Source organism: Dysgonomonas hofstadii (genome assembly GCF_014196915.1).
GTDB classification, from domain to species: domain Bacteria; phylum Bacteroidota; class Bacteroidia; order Bacteroidales; family Dysgonomonadaceae; genus Dysgonomonas; species Dysgonomonas hofstadii.
Genome location: NZ_JACIEP010000003.1, coordinates 246855 through 269646, shown reverse-complemented (window position 1 = coordinate 269646; position 22792 = coordinate 246855). Strand labels below are relative to the sequence as shown.

Below are 22792 nucleotides of genomic sequence, written 5' to 3'. Positions count from 1 at the left end.
ATATACTTCGTTATTCTGTAATGGTTTTATAAAAAGGATTATTGGCAATAGACCATATTCCTTCTGTGTCTATAGCTCCGGTTATTCTGGAGGCTCGTATAAATTCTTTTGTATTAACTTCGTCGTAATTCTCTTTTTGGGGATCTAGACTACCTATACGTATATAACCCGAAGCATGGATGAATTCGTTGTTTCCAATATAGAATCCGACATGGCGTATCCGTTCTTTCCCGGTCTTCTCATCCTTTTTCCCAAAGAACATTAAATCTCCTGTTTGCAGATTATTATATCCTTTGGTAATGTCGACCGGTATACCTGTATTGACTTGCTGCGAGGCATCACGCATAAGTATCACTCCATGCATAAAAAGTATCTGTTTGGTAAAGCCGCTGCAATCCATGCCTTTTACCGATGTGCCGCCCCATACATAAGGTATTCCCATCATAGTGAAGGCTGTTTTCACAATACTTTCTTTTGTTAATTGTAAAGACGAATACCAGTTATCATACAATTCAGACTGGGATTTCAATACATAAGCTGTTCGTCCGTCAGGATAAGAAACTTTATAAAAGTCACCTTGTTCGCCATCATATTTGAGTATATTACTATTCACCAGATCAGATATGGTCTGACTGTTTTTATCAGGAGCAGAGTATGCAAAACCAAAGTAACCGGTAAAGATTATCTTTTTAGCAGTTGTCCACGAATTGAATTCCTCCTTTGTCATTGGGTGGAAGTTGAAATGCTGCGACCAGCCTATATACCCGTCAGGAGTTTGTATCCTGTACCAGCCATCTTTTTGAAGTATGCGGATAGGTGTGCCAAGAATAGCCTGTGTTGCCATTCCTGACGTAAAATTAGCTTCTTCCCTTATGTCTGCTACCGAAAGGTTGATGGCACCGTATGTTTTATCTCCTAAATCTTTGGAAGGTAAAAGGTTCACTTTATTAACGAATGACGAACCGTATGTTTCTGTAGCCAGACTGACTAACTTTTCATATGCCGTTAAATCAGATGTTACTCCTATCAGGGTTGGTTGCTTCTGTGATGTATCAACTTCTATTTCATATACCTTCACCCGTTTATCCGGTATATATTCTTTTTGTATGTTTCCAATTATGACTTCCAGTCCAGCATATTTATATACTGCTTTTTCTTTCTGACAGAGTGCGTTAAGTGAAAAGAGAACGGCAAATATTGTTATATATAGTTTTCTCATATATTCAGGAAAAGTAGTTTTATCCTATTTCGACTTTATATACAAATATAATAAAAGTCCGTATAAATAGAGACATTTTATTAATTTCTTTTCCGCTTTTGCATAATTAATTTTATTTAAAATATGTATTTGAATATTAACCAAATGACTTTTCAACAAGTGAAAATTTTTAGCAATTCTGGATAACGTTTTTCATTATGAAATGCTTTTCTTTGTATAAGTATGAACGATAATGTACTCGAAAAGCTCAAGGTCCTGGCCGAATCAGCGAAATACGATGTTTCGTGTTCTTCCAGCGGGACTGTCCGGAAAAATAAAGCGGGCAGTCTGGGTAATACTGTGGGCGGAATGGGTATCTGTCATAGCTTTACCGAAGACGGGCGCTGTGTGTCGTTACTAAAAATAATGCTGACGAATTTCTGTATTTATGATTGCGCTTATTGCATCAATCGCCGGAGCAATGACATAAGAAGAGCAACCTTCACCGTACAGGAACTGGTAGAGCTTACTATCGAGTTTTATCGTCGAAACTACATTGAAGGTCTTTTCCTTAGTTCGGGAGTGATCAATAATCCCGATTACACAATGGAGCGTATGGTTCGGGTCGTAAAAGATCTGCGTACAGTTCATCGTTTCAATGGGTATATCCATATGAAAAGTATACCGGGAGCCAGTAAGGAATTGATAGATGAAGCCGGACTATATGCCGATCGTATGAGTGTGAATCTGGAAATACCCACCGAGACAAATCTTAAACTACTTGCCCCGGAAAAGGATCATCGCAGTGTATATAAACCGATGAAATACATACAACAGGGAGTATTGCAAAGTATCGAAGACCGTAAAAAATTTCGTAAAGCTCCCCGTTTTGTCCCGGCAGGGCAAAGTACGCAAATGATTGTAGGAGCAACAAATGAACGGGATAAAGATATACTGCGTGTTTCATCCATACTTTACCAGCAAACGCAAATGCGGCGGGTATATTATTCAGGATTCATTCCTGTAAACAGTTATGACAGTCGCCTGCCTGCACTGAAGCAAGCTCCGTTAGTAAGGGAAAACCGTTTATATCAGGCCGATTGGATGATGCGTTTCTATCAGTACCGTGCCGATGAAATAGTTGACGATTCATACCCTGACCTCGATCTTGAAATAGATCCGAAACTGGCATGGGCATTGCGCCATCCCGAAATGTTTCCTGTGGATATAAACAAGGCTGATTATGCGATGATACTTCGTGTGCCGGGAATAGGTGTAAAATCGGCACAGTTTATAGTTATGTCACGAAGGCATGGGCGGTTAAATGCATCACACCTGAAAAAAATAGGTGTAGTGATGAAGAAAGCACAGTATTTCATTACTTGTAACGAATTGGCAATGCGTACAGTAAATGAGGCTACCCCCGAATATGTCCGGAAAATACTGACCGAGCCGAAGAAGAAGAAAAAAGATGATAATCAGCTATCAATTGTTTTTCCCGATCAGGTATGACAGTATTCTTTTACGATAATACATTCGAAGGGTTATTAACAGCTATATTCGATGCGTATAGCCGAAAAGTGTTCCCCGATAAATTGCTAAAAGAAGGAGATGTCCCTCCTTTATTTATGGAACATAGTTATACTGTAACCACCCAGGAAGACCGGGCTACCCGTGTATGGAAAGCCTTAGACAAGAAAATGAGCGCGCTTGCCCGCAATATGCTTACCTATGCGTGGCTATCGGAAGAAGAGGGGAGTGATGATCTTATTTTTCGCTATATAAGGAAAACGTTAGATAGCAAGATACCTATAGAAACGAATTTTGGAGATAGTGATGTGCTAGAAATACATCAGATGGCCAAGAGGGTATCACACGAAAGACATTACCTGATGATGTTTGTCCGTTTCCAAAAGGCTGCGGATGATATATTTTTCGCGCCGGTATCGCCTCGTCACAATGCATTACCCTTAGCCATTAACCACTTCAAAGACAGATTTTCCGATCAGAAATGGGTCATTTATGATGTGAAACGCCATTATGGCTTTTACTATGACTTACATTCGGTCGTTGAGATGACTCTCGATAACGATGAACATTTGCTGAGTGGAAAACTGGATGAAAAATTAATGGCCGAAGATGAAAAGATATTCCAGGAACTTTGGAAAGGATATTTCAATTCTATGACCATAAAAGAACGTATTAATTTGAAACTTCAGCGACAGCACATGCCCAAGCGATTCTGGAAATATCTGACTGAGAAACAATAACACATTATGGTCTTAATATTATGCGTTGTTATTTTCTATCATAAGATGAATTGCTTACTTTTGGAACTTTCTTTCGAAAAAGCGGATTATTAAAACAGGGAATTTACCTTATGCTAAAAACACATATATCTACTGCTGCTGCGTTTGCCGACACAAAACCACACTACAATATTCTCGATGGCTTACGTGGAGTAGCGGCTATTACAGTAGTATGCTTCCATATATTTGAAGCTTTTGCTACCAGCCATTTAGATCAACGCATCAATCACGGTTACCTGGCCGTCGATTTTTTCTTCATATTGTCGGGATTTGTAGTAGGTTATGCTTATGACGACCGGTGGGGTAAAATGAAGACAAAAGACTTTATCAAACGCAGGATTATACGTCTACACCCAATGGTTGTTATGGGAGCTCTCATAGGAGCGATTATGTTTTATACCCAAGGCTGCCCGGTATGGGATGTGTCGGTAGTGCCTGCCATAGCTTTGTTTATTGCTACATTTCTTAACATGCTGTTGATTCCGGCTACTCCCGGGACCGAGATACGGGGTGTGGGAGAAATGTTCCCTCTGAATGGCCCGAGCTGGTCTTTATTCTTTGAATATATCGGTAATATCCTCTATGCTTTGTTTATCCGTAAATTTTCGACCAAAGCTCTTGCGGCATTCGTTTTTGTTGCCGGATGTGGTCTGGCTTCATTTGCCATATTAGGGCCGTTAGGTGATATATGCGTCGGATTTTCACTGACCGGGACTGAATTCACCGGAGGCTCCCTACGATTGCTGTTTTCTTTTTCTGCCGGATTACTCCTTTCCCGTATTTTCAAACCGGCTAAGGTAAAGGCAGCTTTCTGGATATGCAGCTTGTCCGTTGTTGCCCTTTTGGCTGTACCACGTATCGGCGGAGCCGAACATTTATGGATGAACGGAATGTATGATACAATGTGCTGTATTGTTTTTTTTCCACTCCTTGTTTACCTTGGGGCTTCAGGAAAAAGCACCGACAAGTATACGACCCGGATATGCAAGTTTCTGGGCGATATCTCTTATCCTTTGTATATGGTGCACTACCCGTTTATTTATCTGTATTTTGCCTGGGTGAAAAATAATAACCTCACTTTTGAGGAATCATTGCCCGGTGCGGCAGGAGTTGTCATCGGTAGTATTATTCTGGCATACATCTGTTTGAAGTTTTATGATATGCCTGTACGAAAATACCTGACGAATCGTTTTCTTAAACAAAAGAAGAATATAAATATTCAATAAAATTATATATGGTTTATTCTCTGTAATTTAATTGCCTCCTGCTTTAGCTGGAGGATAATAATCCAATCAGATAATAGCTTTAGCCAAAATGTTTTGACTAAAGTCGTTTACTATCGGTATCATTATCCACGACTTGAAAGTCGTGGCAACTAAAAAAAAACTAAAAATATGTAGCTTACTCTTTTATTGAATATAAACTCTAATAATTATTCTGCGTAATTCATTACCTGTCCGCTGATTTGCATAAGCGATATTTCACAGAGTTTTGTATTATATTCGGCCGTAACGAGACGCTCCTCGGCTTCAAGCAAACTATTCTGAGCTTCACGTAATTCTATACCGGCCAGATCACCCAGTTTATAACGCTCCACTGCTATTTCATGGTTCTCTCGGGCAGTTTCTACGTTTTCCCGTTCCAGGTTTGTCAATTCTATATTATTCTTGTAAGCCATCCACATATTCGACAGGTCGGCCTTCAAGGATAATGTTGTTTGTTCGAATTGAAGTTGCTTATTCTCTATCTCTATTTTAGCATTACGTTGCTTTCTTTTTCTATTAAATCCGCTGAAAAGGTTGAAGCCGACAGTAAAGCCATAATTTAAACCTAACGTACGCTGATTATCAATAGTTCCCGTATTATATATATTCTTAGATATACCATATCCTGCATTCAGTCTGAGATACGGATAGTTTTCACTTTGTGCGGTTTTTAGATCTAAAACACTCAGATTCTTATTTTTATCGGCCAATAGCAAGAATGTGTTTTGAGATAACGTCCTACCCCATACATTACTTCGATCCAGGAATTCATCAAATTTTATTACTGTATCAGTGGTTATTATCAACTGATCTATCTGATCTACCGCCATCAACTGATTAAGAGTAATACGTGAAGTATATAGGATTTCCTGCTGTTTTATAAGGCTGGAACTGTCACTATTGAAGTCAACACGGGCTTGTTGCATCTCCAGGCGCGAACCTGCACCTATCTCGTAACGGGCTTCAACGATACGAAGACGCTCTTTCGACAATTTAACTGCTGACTTCAGATTATTAAGTCGTATATTCTGCTGGATATAATTATAATATTCTGCTGTAAGATTAGAAATGAAATTTTCGATTTCGAGACGGGTATTCAGTTCGCCCATCTGTTGTAATTCTTTCAGCCGTTTATAATTTGTTTGGATATTGAATCCGTCGAATACAGTCCAGTTCAGGCTTACTCCAGCATCCAGCAACTGGTTGTTTACACCATTGTTTTTATTCTGTCCTCCATCTGCCAGATTTTGGGTAACATTATTTGATGTACCTGAATATCCTGCGGTCAGATCGACAGTAGGTAAATAGCCGGCATTACCGATTGTGAAATTATTATCCGATATTTCCTGATTATTACGAATAATTCTGATATCATAATTTTGTTGTAAACCTAATGCGATACAACTTTTCAGATCGTATATGGCTTGCGAACTGCAAACAACAGGAGTTAATATAAATAATATTAGTGGTATATATTTTTTCATATTATAAAAAAGTTGACAAAGTTGACGCATATTTTAATTTTTTCTTTGTTCGTTTGGGCAGAGCATATGCTTTTTTGTCATCCTCAGGGACAAAGGTTCTACATTACGGATGCTTCGCTTCGCTCTAGCATGACAGAAAACAAAACCTGACACTTCTGACAGATTATCTCGCAAAGTCGCTAAGACGCAAAGAATAATTTTCAGGTTTTTGTATTTCACATTCATAACTTATAACTCATAATTTATAATTACTTTACTTACATAGATAAAGTTTCCCAAGAAAAATGCAAATTTATAATATATCATTATTTTCATTCACAACTTCTTCTGCGGTCTTCGTTCCACCTCTGTTTGTGGATATATACAGGTACATAGCCGGAACAATAAATATGGTCAGCATAGTGGAAACAAGCATTCCACCTATTACAGCCGTACCCATAGCTATACGTCCGTTAGCTCCTTCGGCACTAGCCAACGCCAATGGGATCAGCCCCAGTATGGTAGAAAAACTAGTCATAAGAATAGGGCGGAGACGCTGGACTGCAGCTCCCTGTATTGCTTCCATTTTGCTCATACCCATTTCTTGCCGCTGGTTGGCAAATTCAACGATAAGGATACCATTTTTGGCCACCAATCCGATAAGCATAATTATACCGATCTGGCTGAATATATTCATCGTGACCCCCGTAAGATACATAAAGATAAGTGCTCCTGCAATAGCCAGTGGTACCGTGAGCATGATCACAAACGGGTCTTTGAAGCTTTCAAACTGCGCTGCCAATATGAGGAATATTAGTAGAATAGCTAAAATAAAGGCAAACATAAGGCTGGACGAACTTTCCCTGAATTCTTTTGAATCTCCCGACAATGCAGTGCGGAAAGTATCATCAAGAGTTTCTTTTGCTATACGGTCCATTTCGTCGAGAGCCGCCCCGATAGTTACTCCCGGTGCAAGTCCGGCCGAAACGGTCGCAGAGTTGAAACGGTTATACCGGTATAATTGAGGTGGGGCAACACTTTCTTCCAACCTTACAAGATTATCCATCTGGATCATATTTCCTGTGAGGTTTTTCAGATAGATAGATTTCAGGTCGAGTGGGGTATTACGTTGCTGACGGTTTATCTCTCCCAGAATCTGGTATTGCTTACCATTCATATAGAAATATCCCATACGCTGGCCACTAAGTGCATATTGTAGTGTTTGCCCGATATCCCGCGTACTTACACCCAAAAGTGCTGCCTTGTCGCGGTCAATAATAATACGTGTTTCGGGCTTAGTAAATTTCAGATTCACATCAGACATCTGGAATACAGGGCTTTCCGAAACCTTGCGCATAAATTCGGGAATAAACTCTTCCAGTTTAGCCAGATTCTGCGCCTGCAAAACATACTGCACAGGCATACTTGACCGCCGTCCGCCGAATGTAGATTGCTGCTGGACGAATGCTCTTGCAGCAGTTTCTCCCCTTACGGCTTTTGTCAGTTCACCTGCAATTTCCATCTGGCTGCGCTTACGGTCTTTTATATCGGGAAGACTCACATTAATAAACCCTCCTCCTGTCCATACACGCATTGTGTTTATAAGTCTTTCCGGTGCGACAGAATCGGCTATAACTGCTATTTTTTCTGTATAATTGCGCATATATTCGTAAGTAGAACCTTCTGGCCCGCTTGTTCTGACTGTTATCTGAGAGCGGTCTTCCAATGGAGCCATTTCAGACGGTATTGCTTTCATCAGATATACAATTAATACGAGAGTTACAATAATTATAGGCCAGATAATAATTTTTGCTTTCAGAAATTTATTAAGCAAGTTATGATAGCCATTGGTCATTCCGACAAAGAAAGGATCGGTTTTGCGATAGAACCAATTCGGGTTATCTCTTTTCTTCAGCAACTTAGTTGCCAGCATCGGGGTAAATGTCAGTGCTACGAATGCTGAAATAAGCACAGCTCCTGCCACCACGATACTAAATTCTCGAAACAGACGCCCGGTCATACCCTCGAGGAAAACTATAGGGAAGAATACGGCAACCACTGTTATCGTCGTGGATATTACTGCAAAGAATATTTCTTTCGAACCTTCTATCCCGGCTTCTTTTGGCGTCATTCCGGCCTCTATTTTCAGATAGATATTCTCCGTGACCACAATGGCGTCATCCACCACAAGCCCCACTGCCAATACTACCGCAAGCATAGACAATACATTAATGGAAAATCCTGCAACATACATAACAAAGAATGCTCCTACCAGCGAAACGGGTATCACCACACAAGGAATAAGTGTTACACGCCAGTCGCGAAGGAAGAGGAATATGATAATTACTACCAGTATAAAGGCAATATATACAGTCTCTTCCACTTCGGAAATGGACGCCCGGATAAACTTGGTGTTATCAAAGGCTACATCTATGATAACATCCTCGGGAAGGTCTTTCTTCAGTTGTTCGATACGAATCATCGCTTCATTCGATATCTCTATCTGGTTTGCTCCCGGCTGTGGTATAATAACCGTATTTACGGCCGGTACACCATTACGGCGCATGAGGCTACGATGGTCTTCTGTTCCCAGTTCTGCCGTACCCACGTCCTTGAATCGGACAACATTATAATTATCTTCCTTGATAATCATATTGTTAAATTCCTCTGGTGTCTGCATTAACCCTAATGTGCGGATAGATAATTCCAAAGCGTCACCTTCGATGCTTCCCGAAGGCAATTCTACATTTTCCCTGTCCACTGCGCTTTTTACATCCATAGGAGTAATGCCATAAGAAGCCATCTTTACCGGATCGAGCCAAAGACGCATCGAGTAACGGTTTTGTCCCCATAATTCTACAGCACTTACATTTGGTATGGTTTGTAAACGTTCTTTTACAGTAAGTTCGGCGATTTCACTCAATTCTAATAATGAGCGTTTTTCACTTTGGATACTTATCTGAATGATAGGACTGGCATCGGCATCCGATTTTGAAACGGTTGGTGGGTCACAGTCGCTGGGAAGGTAGCGCTGTGCACGTGAAACTTTATCGCGCACATCGTTTGCCGCTGTTTCCAGATCGACAGATAATTCAAATTCAATTGTAATGCGGCATTGTCCCTGGCTGCTACTACTTGACAAAGAACGGATTCCCGGAATCCCATTGATATTCTGTTCGAGAGGTTCGGTTATCTGGTTTTCGATTATTTCTGCATTTGCTCCCGGATATGAAACATTCACAGAAATGATCGGATTATCGATATTCGGATATTCCCGCACTCCAAGATATGTATAACCGATCATTCCCAGCAGGAATATGATCAATACAAATACTGTGGATAATACGGGGCGTTTTATACTTAATTCTGATACTGTCATCTCTTTATTTCAAATCTTAATTGCTCACATTATCTACAAAATTGTCAATAACTACAGGGGCTCCATCACGTAATTGCATTACGCCTGTAACCAATAATGTATCACCTGCATTCAGCCCATTTATTACCTGTATCGATGAAGCCGTACGCATACCCTTGCGGAGTTCTACTTGCTGGGCTTTACCGTTCTTGTATACATAAGCAATATCCCGTCCCATTTCGGCAATAGTAGAAAGGCTGGGAATTACTATAGTATTCTTTATCTCCTGTAATTTTATATTGATATTAGTAGAAAGTCCCGGTTTGAGCCTTCCTCCCGGATTAGGATATAATGCACGGGCCTTCAATGTCAGCGTACTTCTGTCAAGGTTGGATTCCACGGCATAGACCGAAGCGTGATAAGTACTCATATCATTGTCTATTGTAAATGTCAGTGGTGTGCCTGCTTTTACATTATTTACATACGCTTCGTTAACTGAAAATTCTATTTTGAGTGGAGAAATTTTTGTCAGGCGGGATACTATTGTTGTAGGAGATGCATATGTTCCTTCACTTATAAGGCGAAGACCTATTATTCCATCGAAAGGAGCCCTTAATTCAGTCTGTAATATACGAGATTTTACCAGCTCTATATCGGCCATTAGTTTTTCCAGTTCGGTATTTACCGATTCATAAGCTTCCTGGCTTACCGCATCTTTGGCTAATAAGGCTTTCTGACGAAATACCCGGTCTTGTGCCAAAGGGATCTGTGCTTCCAGTTTCTTCAATTCGGCCTGTAATGGTTTATCATTTACTTTCGCCAGCAATTGTCCCTTTTTAACAGCAGAACCTTCATTAAAATGAATTTCTGTAATTTTACCGGAGGTCTCAAATGAGAGGTCTACTTCTTCATCCGGAATTAACAATCCTTTTGTCCGTATCTCGTCCGTCAGGTTCTCAAACCTTAATATCTGGGCGTTTACATTCAGGGAACGACGGCCAGAGCCTCCATTTTCTGTACCGGAAGAGGATGAAGGGTTGTTGTCAGCCGACATCCATGCACTAATTTTCGGGTATAAAGCCATTCCTGCAATGAACAGGACAATAACAACAATAAGAGCAATTCTCGTTTTTTTATTCATAATCAGAATTATAGATAATATGGAAAACTATGCTATTATTATATAAAAAGCATAGAATCCAGTAAAATTACAACAGATTGATTTCTTTAAATCTTTCCTAAAACCGAGTTAACTCAAAAACTCACGCTAATCCGATCTAAAATAACACAAAAGGTTTAATTCGGAGAAGTAACTTTAGTATTTATTTGCATTGATAAACAATTATTAATTAAACTGCAAATTTAATCGATAATGAATATAAATGCTTGTATAAAAATAGTTATTATAATGAAAGTAGAAGCTGTAATATGATATCAATTATCTATATTTGCATGTCTAGAAACATCTTAATTAACAAAAATACCATATGAAGAAGAATGTCTTTCATCTGAAAACGAAGCAGCTTGTGGAAATTGCGCAGTCTTTGAAATTAAAAGTAGAAACAGGACTAAGAGAAGAAGGTGCCGAGGTGCAATGTATCCCGACCTATATAAATCCTAAAACTTCGGGAATAAACGGCCAGGCTACTGTTCTCGATTTGGGAGGAACAAATTATCGGGTAGCTGTGGTTGATTTCGAGAACGGAGAGCCTACAATTCACCCTGAAAACGGATGGAAAAAAGATCTGTCAGTAATGAAAACCCCGGGATTCACAGAAGAAGATCTGTTTAAAGAACAAGCAGATCCGATAGGTGAAATCAAGCGTACAAAAGAAAATCCAATCGGCTATTGTTTTTCTTATCCAGCCGAGTCGATGCTTAACGGAGATGCCAAACTTCTTCGCTGGACTAAAGGGGTAGATATCAAAGAAATGATAGGTAAGCCTGTAGGCCAACCACTGGTAGATTATCTGAACAAAAGAAATGAAGTGAAATTTACCGGGATAAAAGTCATTAATGACACTGTTGCCAGCCTGTTCGCCGGACTTACTGAAAGCAATTACGATGCATACATTGGATTGATCGTAGGAACGGGTACAAATATGGCGACTTTCATAAAATCGGAAAACATTAAAAAGCTGAACCCGGATTATAAAGAAGGTGGCCTGATCCCGGTAAATCTGGAATCCGGAAATTTCAACCCTCCACATCTGACAGTTGTTGATGAGAATGTCGATGCCCGTTCTGATGCTAAAGGAGCTCAACGCTTCGAGAAAGCCGTATCGGGAATGTATCTGGGTGAAATATTGAAAGCTGTTTTCCCTTGCGATGAATTTGAAGAAAGATTCGATGCTCAAAAGCTGACCAGTATAATGAACTATCCTGATATACATAAGAAAAAATATGTAAAAGTGGCTGCCCAGATATATGAGCGTTCGGCTAAGCTTGTGGCTGCATCACTGGCAGGACTGGCTTTGGTCCTTGTAGAGAACGATCCATCAATAAAACGCATTAAGCTTGTTGCCGAAGGTAGCTTATTCTGGAGTGAATACAGAAAAGGTAAAAACTATAAAAATATTGTAATGGCTGAGCTTCAGGATCTTCTTGATGAAATGGGTCTGAAAGATGTTCATGTATATGTATCTAAAATGGATAATGCCAATCTGATTGGGTCGGCTATAGCAGCATTATCTTAAATATAAAATATATATCAAAATAAAAATCCCTTGTAGAATTTATCTACAAGGGATTTTTTACAATGTGCATATATATATATATTTACTTAAAATAAGATTCATCAAGAAGTGTAAATACAGGTTCTTCAGCTTTACGCATCCATACCGTGACATTTTCCCATTGAGTAGGCCATCCGCCAAATATAGCACCAAGCCTTACAATCTTTATAGCATGAGCTCCTTTTGCCAGTGCAATCGATTTATCGCTACGGGAAAAACGACGGGCGGTGCCATTATTATCCTTTTCGTTAGATATCAGGTATTTATTATCCAGCCATAGTTCACTGTCAGTATTAAAATAATATATGTCGTCTTCCGGTATATTTATATAGCCTGTAAGAACAGTAGAGCAATAATCTTCAGGATAAATTTCAGAATAATTCATTACCCGGTACTTGCCATTTTGTGGCGTGGCTACCTGTTCTGTTTCATCCGGAGTTTTACCTTCGAGTCCTGCTACTGTAAGGCACATACCTTTATAATATTCGGCTTTAAGTCCGGGCTGTGTACCTTCTGTCTTTTCCACGGCAGGCGCATAAGTTTGTTTTTCTATAGTGATTGTACGCACAGGGCTCATCTTCTCCGATAATAACACCGAACGGAGTTTCAATGTCGTATTTTCAGTAAATGTAAGAGCGTTATTATATATCGCCGACGTTAGTGTAGGTTCGCTACCATCGGTAGTGTAAACTATTTTTGCAGGCTCCGTTATTTTAAATTCAAGTGTGGCTTTATCAATAAACGCTACAAAATTGCAGGATGCCGGCGCACTGACAGAGTCTCCCCAATAATTTACAGTGAAAGCGCCTTTGTCCTCCGGCATTGGTATATAATAATTGATGCCATGCATATCCAGTCTTACTCGTTGATTGCCGATCCGGCGTTCAAAATCATTATAATCCTTTTTTTCTTTGGGAGTCCAGTTCAGTTCGGCCAGAGCAATAATGCGGGGATATATATCGTTTTCTGTTCCCTCATCTGTGTATTTATATTCTCTCCATACATTAGCCTGCGCTCCCAATATATGGTGTTTCTTATCTTCTGCTATTTTTTCAGGTACAGGTTCATATCCATACACTTTCTTCAAAGTGAGGTATCCTCCGATAGTTACAGGCTGAAGCTTAGAGTCTCCCTGGTATTTATCGAGATACAACCAGGCACCCGGAGTCATAATCACATCGTGCCCCATATTGGCAGAAGCAATTCCGCCTTCTTCACCACGCCAGCTCATAACTGTCGCACTAGGAGCAAGGCCACCTTCCAGTATTTCATCCCAACCAATCATTTTTTTATTATGCTGTTCTAAGAATTTACCTATACGCTGTACGAAATAACTTTGAAGTTTTTCTTCAGCAGAATGCCCTTTCTCTGCCTTCAAGCCAAGATCCTTGATGCGGGCCTGGCATTTAGGGCATACTTTCCAACGGTCTTTAGGACATTCATCCCCTCCGATATGGATATAATCACTTTCGAACAAGGGAATAACTTCGGCAATCACATCTTCGAGGAACTGAAATACACTATCATTACCAGCACAAAATACATCATTGGCAACTCCCCAGTAGTTTCTGACATCTATTTCTTTACCAGTACACGATAACTCGGGATAGGCATGAATAGCGGCTACGGCATGACCGGGAAGTTCTATTTCAGGTATTACTTCTATAAATCGTTCTTTGGCATAAGCTACCACATCTTTTACTTCATCCTGAGTATAATAGAAAGGACCATAAGTGTTACCTTCTCCTTCGGTGCGCACAGCTCCTTTTTCGGTAAGCTTAGGGTATTTCTTTATTTCGATACGCCAGCCCTGATCTTCGGTCAGATGCCAGTGAAATTTGTTGATCTTGAACATTGCCAGTACATCCAGCTGCTTTTTAATAAATTCTACACTCGCGAAATGACGGCATACATCGAGATGCATCCCCCGGTATTTGAAACGTGGTTCGTCTTTAATTGTCACGCCTGATGCCTGCCATGCTATATTTTTAACGATAACAGGACTTTCTATTTCTGCCGGAAATAGTTGCATCACTGTTTGCATGCCATAAAATACTCCATTGGCAGTTTTCGCCTTTATATCTATTCCGTCTTTGGAAACATCTAATAAATAACCTTCTTCATTTATATCTGGATCCTGAGTAAGTTCCAGATTGATATATCCGATAGCAGGTTTTACTTTTTCGATTTTAAGGTCATAACCGGTAGAGTTTCTAATTTTTGCAGCAAAATAAACCGCTACCTTTTCTGTTGTGACATTATCGGCTACAAAAACTATGCTTTTCGATAATTTGAATGTGTCTTCCTTTTGGAGTAGTTCGGCCGGTAGGGGAGTGATGTTTATTCCTTTGTTATAAGGTTTTTCAACAACTTTCTCTTGTCCGCCACATGCTACTAACATAGTTGTTGTCAGCAAAATAGAGGGGAATAATTTTTTCATCAGCACATTGATTTAATTTATAGATTTTCTTTCGTATAACAAATATAAGAATTGTTAATATTGTAAATGTACGAAAAACGTTAATTAACATCTGATGAGATTAATGTACTTTTAATAAAATATGCGAATCAGTAGTAAACTTTAATCGTTCATTTTACTAATGCGCCTGCCGGCTTGTTTTCTCAACTTTTGTCTTGATACAAAAGTTACAAAAAATCAAGGCTGCAGTCCTCACAGACCCACCATCTGCTCAGCGACTAAACTAAATAAACTCGCCTTCGGCTCAGACAGTATTTAGTTTCACGCTGCTTTCGCAGGGTGGGTGCCCCTGCTGCGGACATGATGCCGGAGCCGCAATGCGCCCGAGAGTTTCTTCTAATCAGCCTTATCGTGCGTCAGCCAGCGCCATTAGCTGAGCGTACGGGGCATCCGTCGGAAGAAGATGGCGCAAAAGCGTTTTTGGTTCCTTTTGCGGCTTTGGGCAAAAGGAACACAAGCAATCTTCGATGGCGCATTAGTAATATTGAACGATTATTTTTTACAATTATAATAATTTCAACTGCTAATTGGCATAAATTAGAAAAAACAGAAGTCGCAGACAGAAATTTTAAAAGAAATTCTTATTCAGAAATTCCATAAATTTAGCTTTATAAGATTCAGATACAGGGATATATTCTTTGCCAAAAACGATGCAGTTACGCTCAATGGTCTTAATCTTATCCAGATTAACAATAAATGAACGGTGTACCCTCATAAAAAGCTTTGAAGGCAGTTTCTCTTCCAGTGATTGCATACTCATAAGAGAACTGACCGGCTCTTTTTCATTCTCCAGATGAAATTTTACGTAATCTTTTTGATTTTCGATATATAGAATGTTTTCAAAATCTACTTTTTCAATCCGGTATCCCGATTTAATAAAGATACTGGAGCCTGATATTGTATTTTCGTCCGTGCTATTCTTTTCAGATGTTAATTTAAACCATTCCAAAGCCTTGTTTGCAGCTTGCAAAAATTCAGTATAATTGATCGGCTTCAGCAAATAATCGAGTGCGTTGAGCCTGAAGCCTTCCACAGCATACTGATCATAGGCTGTAGTGAATATTATCCGGGTGGAGGAGGGGATGGTTCTTGAAAATTCCAGGCCTGTAATCTGGGGCATATTTATATCGAGAAATAAGATATCGACATGATTGCTGCCTATGGCTTCCATTGCTGACGGCGCATTATTGAAAGTGGCGACCAGTTCCAGATAGGGAGTTCTGTCCACATAGGTTCTCAACAGGTCAATGGCCAGAGGTTCATCATCTATAATTATGCATTTCAGTTTCATGACAATTCTTTTTGTTTACCGAAATCTATCCTTAATAAGGCAAAAAAGCTATCAATCCGCTTTTCTGTAACAAATTCATATTTGTCGGGATATAATAGTTCGAGCCTTTTGGATAAATTGGTCAGACCAATACCTGTGCGTGACTCCATATTTTTTTCTTTTTCAAATGTACTGTTTTCAACAGTGCAGAGAACCCCTTTCCCTGAGTCTACCAGTATACTTATATTAATAAAACTGTCTTTCCCGCTATTGATACCATGCTTAAATGCATTCTCAATCAGTGTCATAAACATAAGTGAAGCAATCAGATCCCTGCTGCCATTGCCATCAATAGTGACATTTAGTTTAACCTCGGGACTAAGGCGAAGTTTCATCAGGTCAATATAGTTACGGGTGAATTCCAGTTCCTTGTCCATCGGTACAAATTTTTCATTATTATCATACATCACATACCGGAGAAGATTACTCAACCGATGAATAGCTTCTTGTGCACGATCCTGATTAACAGCTATAAGCGAATATATATTATTAAGTGTATTGAACAGGAAATGCGGATTCAACTGACTTTTTAGATTTCTGAGATCTGCTTCCAGCTGCACAGTTTTCGCTTGTTCCAGATTGATTGAATCCCTGTACCAGCGGGCTGTCGTTTTAATGGCCACACTTAGCCCTATGACGAAGATAATAGAAACATAATCGAATATCATCCGCATAAAGAAAGGAGGTCCTACCGGACGGCGATGACCTTCAAATTTAGGAGGACGGCCTTCCATATTCATATCATCTATTCTTATATCCATTCCAGGCATATCCATAGGAATAGGGCGCATCGATTCGGATATATAATAGCGAATAATTACAGAAACTACAATAAGACCTATATTAATTAATATGTACAGAAGAAATTTCTTATTAAAGAAGAATTTATCAATCAGATATAAATAATTCGCATAGAACAAAATCACAAACACCCCTATCTGCAATACATAATTCAAATACGGCTTATAATCTATAGTTCCCTCTCTGGAAATGAGATATACAGGCACAATGAGAATAATGGCCCAGATAATTATATGCGGAAATATCTTGATAAAGTTTTTCATAATCAATCGAATCGTATAACAAAGGTAAGAAAAGAGTTATAAGTTATAAGCTGTGATTTGTCGCATTCTTCACTTTTTTCATTTATAACTCATAACTTATAATTTATAATTTTTTATCACTCATATCTCAAAGCTTCTATCGGATCCAGTTTCGCCGCTTTCTTTGCAGGATACCAGCCGAAGAATATACCTGTCGCCGTACATACAATAAATGATAAAGCAATGGTATACACCTGTATGTCGATAGGCCATGCCAAAACTTTATTAACTACATAAGAACTGCCTACTCCCAATATTACTCCGATAATACCACCTGTCACACTCAACAGAATAGCTTCGATAAGGAACTGCATTAGTATATCTATCCCTTTTGCCCCGATAGACATACGCAGACCAATTTCTCTTGTGCGTTCGGTTACAGATACATACATTATATTCATGATGCCAATCCCACCTACAAGAAGTGATATCCCGGCTATACAAGCTAACAGGACTGTCATCATATCGGTAGTAGAACTCATCATTGAGATAAGTTCCTTCTGGGATCGTACATTGAAATCATCTTCATCGTTAGGTCCTATCTTATGCTGCTGGCGAAGAATACTTTCAATACTGGCTATGGCATCTTCTGTAGCATCTTCCGTTACGGCCGAAACTGCTATAGATTGTATGTATGTAATGGCCAGAATACGTTTCTGCACAGTAGTATAGGGTGCAATCACCAGATCGTCCTGGTCCATACCCATTGTGTTATCTCCCTTAGATGTCAATACCCCGATTACTCTGAACGGTATTTTATTGAAACGGATTGTTTGTCCCACGGGGTCTTCTCCATTAGTGAACAGGTTTTCTACAACAGTTTGTCCAATGATACATACTTTAGCCGATGTTTTTACATCCTGTTCATCAAACATTTCACCTTGTGCAATGCTATATTTACGTATATCGAGATAAGACGGATTGGCTCCGTAAATGGAAGTCGGTGCATTATTTGCCCCAAAGATCACCTGTCCCGAAGATTGCACTTCGGGTGTTGCGGCGGTAATATACTCTGCATTGTTTACAATGGCCTCATAATCTTCAAGCTTGAGAGTCTGCATACTCGATGAACTTTGGCGTACTCCTCCAAACTGGCCTGTTCCGGGGCGTATGTTTATCATATTTGAACCCATGGTAGATATCTGGTCTTGTATACTCTTTTTAGAACCTTGGCCTATGGCGAGCATACAGATAACGGCAGCCACCCCTATGATAATTCCCAGCATGGTAAGAAATCCTCTGAATTTATTACCACTAAGGGCTTTGAGTGCTATTTTGAACAGATTAGTTATATTCATTATTCTTACTACTTTAACTCCGTGACTTCACCGACTGCTTTTTAATTATCTTCCTTAGGTAGTTTTGCCAGATATTCTTTGGCCGATTGGATATTATTATTCACCTTATCCTCCTTAATACGCCCATCGCGAATAACTATATTGCGACTGCTGAATGCAGATATTTCAGGATTGTGAGTAACAAATATAATGGTGCGGCCTTCCGCATGCAGACGTTGCATTAACGACAATATTTCGAACGACGTACGAGTGTCGAGATTCCCTGTAGCTTCGTCGGCCAGAATAATCACAGGCTCGTTTACCAAAGCCCGGGCTATGGCCACACGTTGCATCTGGCCTCCCGACATTTGGTTCGACTTGTGATTCAACCTGTCGCCCAAACCTACATCCTGCAATGCTTTAATAGCTCTTTCGTGTCGTTCCTTTGATGATATATCGGGATTATACATTAATGGTAACTCAACATTTTCCACAGCTGTTGTCTTTGCTAACAGGTTATATGACTGAAATATAAAACCTATTTTGCGGTTGCGCAAAGTAGCCCTGTCGTTCTTCCCCATTTTGCGGACAGATGTCCCGTCAAGAAAATATTCACCTTCAGTAGGAGTATCAAGGCATCCTATAATATTTAATAAGGTAGATTTCCCCGAGCCGCTTGTTCCCATAATGGTTACAAACTCGCCTTCATGTATGGTAAAGTCGACACCACGCAGGGCATGCACGACTTCTTCACCAACTACATAGTCTCGTTTTATATTTTCTACCCGTATTATTTCCTTTGTCATATCGTGTATCATTAGTGAAACTGAGAAAATACCGGTTCGGTTGGGTTATTGCAGTTATGAATAAGGGATTTGTAATACTAACGGGCACCTTACCAGTATTTTCTCAGTAAAAAACACAGTATATTTATTTCTTTTTCGCACCGGGACGCTGAGGCATGAACGGGCTTGATTCTCCGTTCGATCCGTTTGCTTCAGGTGCAGGGCTATCTGTTTTTTGAGCAATGCCTGTCACGACCTCTTCTCCGGCAGCAATACCATCTTTAATTTCAATATTTACCCCATCGGTAACTCCGGTAGTGATCTGTTTCGCTGTAATAACATTCCCGGATTTGACCCAAACTACCTTTTTATTCTTCTCATCAGGGTTTATAGCAGCAGGTTTATCATCCATACTTAACCCTTCTATTTGTTTTATTATATCAGGATCTGGATTAAAACGCAAGGCTTTGGAAGGAACAGTCAGCACATCATTTTCTTCGAGCGTATAAATATATACATTGGCGGTAAGCCCGGGTTTAAGTTTCAGATCGGGATTGGGAGCATCAATCACTACTTCATATGTTACTACATTAGATGTCGTTGTCGCTTCCAGTCTTACTTGCACAACTTTTCCTTCGAATTGGTCATCGGGAAAAGCATCAACATTAAAGGAAACACGTTGTCCTTCTTTCACTCCACCTATATCGGCTTCGTCCACATTGGCAATCACACGCATTTTAGTCAGGTCGTTGGCAATAGTGAAAAGGGTAGGAGTACTGAACGATGCGGCAACAGTCTGTCCTTCCTCTACGGCTCTTGACACTACTACTCCGTCAATCGTAGAAGTAATGGTTGCATACCCCAGATTTGTTTCCGCTTTCAACACAGCTGCTCTGGATGAAGTAACCGCAAGCTGTGCGGTTTTATAAGTGGATTCGGCATTTTCCCAATCAACCTTACTTATCGCTTGTTTTTCCCAAAGCATTTTCTGCCGATCGTAATTCTTTTTCTGCAGATCAAGATCCACTTGTCTTGACTGAAGGGTCGCATTCGCATTTTCCAATTCCGAAGATAAAAGTCTCTTATCCAGTTCGGCAAGTATTTGTCCGGCCTTTACTTCCGAATTGAAATCGACATATATTTTAGATATAACACCCGAAACCTGTGTACCTACTTCGACTAGTGTTATGGGTTCTACTGTCCCTGTAGCTGTGACCGATGTTGAGATATTACCCTTTTCAACTTTAGCTGTTGTTAAAGTAATAGATGTTTTTCTATTCGACGGCAATAGCCAGTACGCCAGAGCTGCAACGATAACCACCGAAGCAATAATGATCAGGTATTTTTTTACTTTTTTATTCATCTCCTTATTCTTTATAAAGTAATATCTTGTCCTTGATAGAAATTCAATAACTTCACACTAATCAGTGCTGTATATTTAGCTTGCAACAGATCCTGAAGCGCATTGGCATAATTATTTTTCTCGGTAGTCAATTCCACTGTATTGCGCATGCCGAGGGCGTATTGTTCCTGCACAAGTTCATAGCTAAGTAGGGCCGAATTAAGCTTGTCCTTAGCCGCATTATATTTGCTTTGCCCCGATACGGCATCCTGGTACAGGCTTTCGATAGTACGCTGCAACGTTTTTTCGGTATCCAATAAATCTAATTGGGCTGTTTGTATCTGTAAATCGGCTCTTTTTACATTCGAACTGTTACTCTTATTGTCGAATATAGGAATACTTACAGTAACACCTATACTTTGATTAAAATTATGATTGATCTGTGTGCCGAATGAAGGTGAATTGTTGAATATATTCCCTGTTCCAAGGCTTCCTGTCAGCGATACTGTCGGCAGGTAACCGGCTTTGGCATTCTTTTTATTCAGATCAGCGATCTGTATATTCAATTTGCTATTGGCAACTTCCGGCATGATAGCTAAAGCTCGTTTATACACCTCATATTTTGAAGGAATGAACTGTAAAACATCGTTATCATCAATGACAGGGAACTCCAGGTCTATATCTTTGTCATAATCCAATTCAAGTAACAATTTCAATTGCAATTTGTAATTATCATACGAACTTTGCGCTTGTATCAGATTGTATTTGTCTGAACTGTATTGCGCTTCTACCTGTGCATATTCACTACGGGTTATACTACCCGCATCAAGAAAATCTTTGGTCTGTTTTAGCTGCTCTTCTGACGAAGCCAGTATATTCTCATTGTTTTTGATAGATTCCCTGCTGTAAAGTATTTGCAGATAAGCCTGAGTAATTGATATTTCCAGTTCGTTCCGGGTATATTCGGTAGTCAGGTCCTGCGCGTCTTTTTGCAATTGGGCCTGTTTGATGTTATTCCTGTTCTTACCACCATTATATAATGTCCAACTGGCACTGATAGCATATTGACCATTAAATAAACCTTCGTACTGGTAATTTTTTTCCTGTGATTTGGAATTCGTATATCTGCCCGTTATACTACCACTCAATGAAGGAAACAATTCGGCTTTCGATTGCGACAGATCGACTTTATACGATTCTGCTGTAATGCTCGATTTCTTTACCTGAATATTTTCCTTACGGGCATAATCGATGCAATCTTTCAAAGTCCACACTCTTTGTGAAAAGGCAGTAGCCGGGAACGTTAGTCCGGCTACTGTGAAAACTATAAAACCAAACAACTTTATTATACCTTGTGTGTGCATAAAAGTATTCTTCTCTTGTTTAAAACATATCTTCACCCATTCCGCCCATAGGCTCATCAGGAGGTGTCATCGGACGATCCTGCCTGTCTTTACCATCGGGACGTTGTCTTTGCCCGTTAGGTCTTCTTTGATCCAGGAAACGGATTTCATTCTTCTTTTCTTTAAATTGCAAGTATTGTTCGTCAGAAAGAATTTTACGTATTTTTTTATCGTATTTTTCTTCTTTCTTCCTTATTTTATCATCTGTCTTTTCAGCCTTTTCCATCATTTTCACCCGATCTTTACTGGCTAGTCCCGGATTCTGGGCTTCTCTTTCCAGTTCCTGTTTCTCTTTCATTAGCTTCGAAACATCTTTTCTTTCATCTGAAAGAGCTTTACTTAATTGTTCCCGTTGTTTCAGTGACAAGTCCTGAATATCCGGCAATCCGGTTATAATAAAGTTATCTTCCTGCTGATTCATACTATGCATTGGAGGACGCCCGCCACCCGGACCTCCCGGTGGTCTGCCACCTCCGCCCCCTCCCATAGGAGGTTGTGCTACCAGATTAATACTTATTGATAACAATATTACTGTTGCTAATGTTTTCATTTTATTTTCATTTTACACCGAAATTATACCCTTCTGCGCAAGTGGTCAATAAGAATCGACAGACAGGTTGATTTTATCGACGTATAGCCGTTTTGAGAGGCATAATAGCCCCCAAATCTCTGGTATTTCTTAACGATGTTAAGCCTGACGTAATAAAAAAGAGAAAATTCCTTTACTCAAGCTTATCAGATACGT

Annotated in this window: 16 protein-coding genes; 4 read left to right on the top strand and 12 right to left on the bottom strand. The window is 39.7% G+C overall.

The features are described 5' to 3' along the window. Positions 1–10: 10 nt before the first annotated feature. Positions 11–1219, bottom strand: a complete 1209-nt coding sequence (locus GGR21_RS05510; RefSeq protein ID WP_183306185.1) for a C40 family peptidase — start codon at positions 1217–1219, stop codon at positions 11–13. 222 nt (positions 1220–1441) lie between these two features. Here GGR21_RS05510 and GGR21_RS05505 point away from each other — a divergent pair, with 222 nt between their 5' ends. From GGR21_RS05505 to GGR21_RS05495, 3 genes are all read left to right on the top strand, one after another. Beyond that, the gene (locus GGR21_RS05505) at positions 1442–2710 is read left to right on the top strand and encodes a putative DNA modification/repair radical SAM protein (RefSeq protein WP_183306184.1); all 1269 of its coding nucleotides are present in this window, start codon (positions 1442–1444) and stop codon (positions 2708–2710) included. After that, on the top strand, positions 2707–3468 hold the full coding sequence (locus tag GGR21_RS05500) for a TIGR03915 family putative DNA repair protein (RefSeq protein ID WP_183306183.1): 762 nt from the start codon (positions 2707–2709) through the stop codon (positions 3466–3468). Before GGR21_RS05505 ends, GGR21_RS05500 begins: the two co-directional genes overlap by 4 nt. A 110-nt stretch (positions 3469–3578) precedes the next feature. Next, positions 3579–4733: an acyltransferase family protein gene (locus GGR21_RS05495; RefSeq protein WP_183306182.1), complete on the top strand. Its 1155-nt coding sequence runs from the start codon at positions 3579–3581 to the stop codon at positions 4731–4733. Between the two features lie 206 nt (positions 4734–4939). Here the strand turns inward: GGR21_RS05495 and GGR21_RS05490 are convergent, their stop codons facing one another. The 3 genes from GGR21_RS05490 to GGR21_RS05480 all read right to left on the bottom strand — a co-directional run bounded on the left by GGR21_RS05490 (position 4940) and on the right by GGR21_RS05480 (position 10734). Further along, positions 4940–6256, bottom strand: a complete 1317-nt coding sequence (locus GGR21_RS05490) for a TolC family protein (RefSeq protein ID WP_183306181.1) — start codon at positions 6254–6256, stop codon at positions 4940–4942. A 292-nt stretch (positions 6257–6548) separates the two neighbouring features. Further along, entirely contained in the window at positions 6549–9614 is a 3066-nt protein-coding gene (locus GGR21_RS05485) for an efflux RND transporter permease subunit (RefSeq protein ID WP_183306180.1), read from the bottom strand. 16 nt (positions 9615–9630) lie between these two features. Next, positions 9631–10734, bottom strand: a complete 1104-nt coding sequence (locus GGR21_RS05480) for an efflux RND transporter periplasmic adaptor subunit (protein ID WP_183306179.1) — start codon at positions 10732–10734, stop codon at positions 9631–9633. Positions 10735–11080: 346 nt separating this feature from the next. On the opposite strand from GGR21_RS05480, the gene GGR21_RS05475 reads away from it, so the two are divergent. Further along, a complete protein-coding gene (locus GGR21_RS05475; RefSeq protein WP_183306178.1) occupies positions 11081–12289 on the top strand; it encodes a hexokinase family protein in 1209 nt (402 codons plus the stop codon). Between the two features lie 82 nt (positions 12290–12371). On the opposite strand, the gene GGR21_RS05470 is transcribed toward GGR21_RS05475, so the two are convergent. The 8 genes from GGR21_RS05470 to GGR21_RS05435 form a co-directional block, all read right to left on the bottom strand. After that, on the bottom strand, positions 12372–14768 hold the full coding sequence (locus GGR21_RS05470; RefSeq protein ID WP_183306177.1) for a family 20 glycosylhydrolase: 2397 nt from the start codon (positions 14766–14768) through the stop codon (positions 12372–12374). Positions 14769–15375: 607 nt separating this feature from the next. After that, on the bottom strand, positions 15376–16098 hold the full coding sequence (locus GGR21_RS05465) for a LytR/AlgR family response regulator transcription factor (RefSeq protein WP_183306176.1): 723 nt from the start codon (positions 16096–16098) through the stop codon (positions 15376–15378). After that, positions 16095–17201, bottom strand: a complete 1107-nt coding sequence (locus GGR21_RS05460) for a sensor histidine kinase (protein WP_183306175.1) — start codon at positions 17199–17201, stop codon at positions 16095–16097. The genes GGR21_RS05465 and GGR21_RS05460 overlap by 4 nt, the downstream gene beginning before the upstream one ends. A 116-nt stretch (positions 17202–17317) precedes the next feature. Continuing rightward, positions 17318–18538 (bottom strand): ABC transporter permease, encoded by a 1221-nt coding sequence (locus GGR21_RS05455; RefSeq protein WP_183306174.1) that lies wholly within the window; start codon positions 18536–18538, stop codon positions 17318–17320. 41 nt (positions 18539–18579) lie between these two features. Continuing rightward, on the bottom strand, positions 18580–19323 hold the full coding sequence (locus GGR21_RS05450) for an ABC transporter ATP-binding protein (protein ID WP_183306173.1): 744 nt from the start codon (positions 19321–19323) through the stop codon (positions 18580–18582). A gap of 124 nt (positions 19324–19447) precedes the next feature. Continuing rightward, entirely contained in the window at positions 19448–20665 is a 1218-nt protein-coding gene (locus GGR21_RS05445) for an efflux RND transporter periplasmic adaptor subunit (protein ID WP_183306172.1), read from the bottom strand. Positions 20666–20676: 11 nt separating this feature from the next. Then, complete coding sequence (locus GGR21_RS05440; RefSeq protein WP_246347998.1) at positions 20677–22065, bottom strand: TolC family protein; 1389 nt, start codon at positions 22063–22065, stop codon at positions 20677–20679. Then, positions 22028–22597 carry a hypothetical protein gene (locus GGR21_RS05435; RefSeq protein WP_183306171.1) on the bottom strand — a complete coding sequence of 190 codons (570 nt, stop codon included), beginning with the start codon at positions 22595–22597 and terminating at the stop codon, positions 22028–22030. The genes GGR21_RS05440 and GGR21_RS05435 overlap by 38 nt, the downstream gene beginning before the upstream one ends. Between the last annotated feature and the right edge of the window lie 195 nt (positions 22598–22792).

Excerpts from the sequence above, each read along its gene's own strand:
- GGR21_RS05510 (WP_183306185.1), bottom strand. The coding sequence starts at position 1,219 with ATGAGAAAACTATATATAACAATATTTGCCGTTCTCTTTTCACTTAAC.
- GGR21_RS05505 (WP_183306184.1), top strand. The coding sequence starts at position 1,442 with ATGAACGATAATGTACTCGAAAAGCTCAAGGTCCTGGCCGAATCAGCG.
- GGR21_RS05500 (WP_183306183.1), top strand. The coding sequence starts at position 2,707 with ATGACAGTATTCTTTTACGATAATACATTCGAAGGGTTATTAACAGCT.
- GGR21_RS05495 (WP_183306182.1), top strand. The coding sequence starts at position 3,579 with ATGCTAAAAACACATATATCTACTGCTGCTGCGTTTGCCGACACAAAA.
- GGR21_RS05490 (WP_183306181.1), bottom strand. The coding sequence starts at position 6,256 with ATGAAAAAATATATACCACTAATATTATTTATATTAACTCCTGTTGTT.
- GGR21_RS05485 (WP_183306180.1), bottom strand. The coding sequence starts at position 9,614 with ATGACAGTATCAGAATTAAGTATAAAACGCCCCGTATTATCCACAGTA.
- GGR21_RS05480 (WP_183306179.1), bottom strand. The coding sequence starts at position 10,734 with ATGAATAAAAAAACGAGAATTGCTCTTATTGTTGTTATTGTCCTGTTC.
- GGR21_RS05475 (WP_183306178.1), top strand. The coding sequence starts at position 11,081 with ATGAAGAAGAATGTCTTTCATCTGAAAACGAAGCAGCTTGTGGAAATT.
- GGR21_RS05470 (WP_183306177.1), bottom strand. The coding sequence starts at position 14,768 with ATGAAAAAATTATTCCCCTCTATTTTGCTGACAACAACTATGTTAGTA.
- GGR21_RS05465 (WP_183306176.1), bottom strand. The coding sequence starts at position 16,098 with ATGAAACTGAAATGCATAATTATAGATGATGAACCTCTGGCCATTGAC.
- GGR21_RS05460 (WP_183306175.1), bottom strand. The coding sequence starts at position 17,201 with ATGAAAAACTTTATCAAGATATTTCCGCATATAATTATCTGGGCCATT.
- GGR21_RS05455 (WP_183306174.1), bottom strand. The coding sequence starts at position 18,538 with ATGAATATAACTAATCTGTTCAAAATAGCACTCAAAGCCCTTAGTGGT.
- GGR21_RS05450 (WP_183306173.1), bottom strand. The coding sequence starts at position 19,323 with ATGACAAAGGAAATAATACGGGTAGAAAATATAAAACGAGACTATGTA.
- GGR21_RS05445 (WP_183306172.1), bottom strand. The coding sequence starts at position 20,665 with ATGAATAAAAAAGTAAAAAAATACCTGATCATTATTGCTTCGGTGGTT.
- GGR21_RS05440 (WP_246347998.1), bottom strand. The coding sequence starts at position 22,065 with ATGAGCCTATGGGCGGAATGGGTGAAGATATGTTTTAAACAAGAGAAG.
- GGR21_RS05435 (WP_183306171.1), bottom strand. The coding sequence starts at position 22,597 with ATGAAAACATTAGCAACAGTAATATTGTTATCAATAAGTATTAATCTG.